Source organism: Vaccinium witches'-broom phytoplasma str. VAC (genome assembly GCF_000309405.1).
Taxonomy (GTDB): domain Bacteria; phylum Bacillota_I; class Bacilli_A; order Acholeplasmatales; family Acholeplasmataceae; genus Phytoplasma.
In genome coordinates this window covers 1-2,201 of record NZ_AKIN01000070.1, presented here as the reverse complement: position 1 = coordinate 2,201, position 2,201 = coordinate 1, and the positions used below count along the sequence as shown (strand labels likewise).

2 protein-coding genes are annotated in these 2,201 nt (G+C 24.6%); both read left to right on the top strand.

Annotation, left to right across the window (positions count from 1 at the left end):
• The coding region (locus RI68_RS01825; protein ID WP_017193552.1) for a toprim domain-containing protein at positions 1-713 on the top strand (713 nt) is incomplete at its 5' end.
• A gap of 212 nt (positions 714-925) precedes the next feature.
• On the top strand, positions 926-2,023 hold the full coding sequence (locus RI68_RS01820) for an SAM-dependent methyltransferase (protein WP_017193551.1): 1,098 nt from the start codon (positions 926-928) through the stop codon (positions 2,021-2,023).
• Positions 2,024-2,201: the final 178 nt, after the last annotated feature.

The window sequence follows — 2,201 nt, the reverse complement described above, 5'->3', positions numbered from 1 at the left end:
TAAATTATTGTAAAAAACAAAATATCGATACAACAAAATTAATTGAATATGGTTTTATTAAAGAAAAAACCAATCAACAAGGTAAAAAATATTATCACGATACTTTTCATGGTTCTATCATTATCCCTATAGAAAACGGATATAATAACACATTCCATTTTTATCAAAATCATTTTCGGGAAGTATCTTACTTTCAACCAAAATACCAAGCTTTAACTAATTTTAGTCAAACACCGACCTTTCATTTTAGTTATCGTTTTTTTGAAGCGTTACCTTTTATCAAACAAACAAAAACCATGATCATTCATGAAGGTTTTTTTGATGTCATTAGTTGTTGGCAAAACGGGATTAAAAACGTTGTCGGTCTCATTTGTGTCACTCAACTACTTTCTAAATCGCAAATAGAAATTCTAAAAAAAGAAAATATCAAAGTAATTATTGCCTTAGATAATGATGAAACAGGTCAAAAACGAAGTGAAGCCTTAGGAGAACAACTTAAAGAAGAAAATATTATTTACGAAATTAGACGTATTTTACCACCTTATGATAAAACTTGTAAAGATGTTGATGATTTATTACGCCAATTCGGAAAAAAAGCATATCAAAAATGTTTTTTAGACCCATACATTACTTATGAAGAGGCCAAAAATAAAATAATAGTCGATTTAGCCATTTATTTTTTTGGAAAAGACAAAGTAGAAATAATTGATTAAAATTATTGCTTTTTAACTAATATATTAAACCTTACATGTAATAATAACATTAACATACCCCCAAACACGCGCATATACCCCCTAATTTTGCGATTTTATTTTTCGCAAATTCGGGGATTTTTATTTTTATAACAAAAATATGTACAATTTAACAAAAAATATTTCATTTATAATTATTTTAAATTTTGAATTTTTAAGAAAGTTGGAAACAAATGAATCAAATAATAAAAGAACATTTTTGTTTTGAAAATTTTAAAATATTAAAAAACAAATATGGAATTGATTTTTTAATTAATAAATTGAATGTTCATTCAGGAACGATTAAACGTTGGATTGAAAAAAAGAAAATTCCTTTTCAATATAATTTTTATTTACAAAAAATAAATGATTGTTTAAATAATGAACAATCTAAAAAGCAAATAGATATTTTTAATAATCCGTTACAAAAAAGAAAATTTGACGAATTTTATACAACTGAAAAAACAGTTGATTGGTGTTTTGAAACCCTAACAAAAGAATTGAAAAAATTAGATATTAATTTTAATGAATATTGTTTTATAGAACCGTCTGCTGGAACAGGAAATTTTTATCGTAAAATGCCCCCAAATAACAGAATTGGAGTTGAAATTAATCCAAATCTTAATAAAGATTATTTTATTTCTGATTATTTAGATTTTGAACCCAAAAACAAAAAAAATATAGTTTTTGGCAATCCTCCTTTCGGTTTAAGAGGAAATTTAGCATTAAGATTTATTAATCATTCTTATAATTTTGCTGATGTGGTAGCTTTTATTTTACCTCCTTGCTTTAATTCTGACGGAAAAGGAAGCCCTAATTCAAGAGTAAAAGGTTATAAATTAGCTTATTCACAAAATTTACCATTAAATTCTTTTGAATATCCTGATGGTAAAAAAGTTAAAGTATCTACTTGTTTTCAAATTTGGACTAAAATAAACACTCATTTAATAGTTAAAACAAAAATAAAAACTGCTAATAATTTTATTAAAATATATTCTTTATCTGATGGAGGAACGCCAGGGAGCACACGAAATAAAAAAATGTTAGAAAAATGTCATTTATATTTACCTAGCACTTGTTTTAGAGGAATGAAAATATATAAATCTTTTTTAGAATTACCAAACAAAAGAGGTTATGGTATTAAAATTTTAAAAAAACATCATGAAATAAAAAAAATATTTATGAATGTCGATTGGGGAAAAATAGCTTTTTTATCAACAAACAGTGCTTTAAATTTGCGTATGAGTTTAATTGTTAAAGTTTTGACAGATGCTAATTATTATGATAAATAAATTTAAATTATAAAAAATATCGAAAGAAAAATAATAATGAATAAAAATATCAAGGCTCTCGTTACGAGAGTCTTTTTTTATTATTCAAAATGAAAATAAAAGGAGAAAAAAATGAAAAAAGAAACTAGTCAAGAAATTAGAATCGGGGGTTGGAACACAAAAACCACCCCTAACGATT

Excerpts from the sequence above, each read along its gene's own strand:
- RI68_RS01820 (WP_017193551.1), top strand. The coding sequence starts at position 926 with ATGAATCAAATAATAAAAGAACATTTTTGTTTTGAAAATTTTAAAATA.